This window comes from Collinsella sp. AM09-41, assembly GCF_003473245.1.
Lineage (GTDB): Bacteria > Actinomycetota > Coriobacteriia > Coriobacteriales > Coriobacteriaceae > Collinsella.
In genome coordinates, this window is record NZ_QRMJ01000020.1 from 1,967 (window position 1) to 3,620 (window position 1,654).

General features: G+C 64.5%; 1 rRNA gene (only partly in view). It reads left to right on the plus strand.

The window, feature by feature from the left end:
- Window positions 1-1,631 (plus strand): 23S ribosomal RNA (locus DW112_RS10025) (it extends 1,619 nt beyond the left edge of the window).
- The last annotated feature ends 23 nt before the right edge of the window (window positions 1,632-1,654 follow it).

Here is a 1,654-nt window from a genome sequence, read left to right on the forward strand (position 1 = left end):
AGTAGCGAGAGACGAGAGAGTAACTCGTCCGCCGTGAACCCGAGGTTTCCTGGGCAAGGCTAATCCTCCCAGGGTCAGTCGGGGGCTAAGGCGAGGCCGGAAGGCGTAGCCGACGCGCAGCAGGCAGACATTCCTGCACCGCGCACGCGGCGCTACGACCGACGGGGCGACGGATGGGGGTGGCTCGGCGGGGTTCTGGACGTCCCCGTGATGGAGCGCGGCCCGCGGACCAGGGAAATCCGGTCCGCACGAGGGCGAGGCTCCGGACGAAGCGATCAAGCGAAGCGAGTGAGCCCGAGGTCCCTAGAAAAACCCCTAGGCAGGCGCGTGCGCGCCCGTACCGCAAACCGACACAGGTGGGTGGGTAGAACATACCGAGGCGATCGGGTCAACCATGGTCAAGGAACTCGGCACAATGGCCCCGTAACTTCGGGAGAAGGGGTGCCCGCGCGTACGTGAACGGACTTGCTCCGGGAGCGGAGGCGGGCCGCAGTGGAGAGGCCCAAGCGACTGTTTACCAAAAACACAGGACTCTGCAGAAGCCGCAAGGCGACGTATAGGGTCTGACGCCTGCCCGGTGCCGGAAGGTCACGCGGAGGAGTTAGCGCATCGCGCGAAGCCCCGAAGCCAAGCCCCGGTAAACGGCGGCCGTAACTATAACGGTCCTAAGGTAGCGAAATTCCTTGTCGGGTAAGTTCCGACCTGCACGAAAGGCGCAACGACTTGGGCGCTGTCTCGACCATGGACCCGGTGAAATTGCACTGGTCGTGAAGATGCGACTTACCCGCGGAAGGACGGAAAGACCCCGTGAACCTTCACTGCAGCTTGGCATTGGCCGCTGGTCCCGCGTGTAGAGGATAGGCAGGAGGCACAGATCCGGAGGCGCCAGCCCCCGGGGAGCCGCCCTTGGAATACTGCCCTCGCGCGACCGGCGTCCTAACCCGAGGCCGTCAACCGGCTCGGGGACCGTGCCAGGCGGGCAGTTTGACTGGGGCGGTCGCCTCCTAAAGGGTAACGGAGGCGCGCGAAGGTCCGCTCGGGACGGTCGGCAACCGTCCTTTTGAATGCAAGAGTACAAGCGGGCTTGACTGCGAGGCCCACAAGCCGAGCAGGTGCGAAAGCAGGCTCTAGTGATCCGGCGGCCCCGAGTGGGTGGGCCGTCGCTCAACGGATAAAAGGTACTCCGGGGATAACAGGCTGATCTTGCCCAAGAGTCCACATCGACGGCAAGGTTTGGCACCTCGATGTCGGCTCATCGCATCCTGGGGCTGGAGCAGGTCCCAAGGGTACGGCTGTTCGCCGTTTAAAGCGGTACGCGAGCTGGGTTCAGAACGTCGTGAGACAGTTCGGTCCCTATCCTCCGTGGGCGCAGGAGAATCGATGGAGGCTGCCCCCAGTACGAGAGGACCGGGGTGGACGCACCTCCGGTGAACCGGTTGTCGACCAACGGCACGGCCGGGTAGCCGCGTGCGGCGCGGATAACCGCTGAAGGCATCTAAGCGGGAAGCCGTTCCAGGGATTAGTTCTCCTTCCGGTAAGGGCCCAGGTAGACTACCTGGTCGATAGACGGCAGGTGCAAGGCTGGCGACAGCCTCAGCCGAGCCGCACTAATCGCCCGAGCTCTTCCGGAACCGCACCTCGCGGCCCGCGGGAC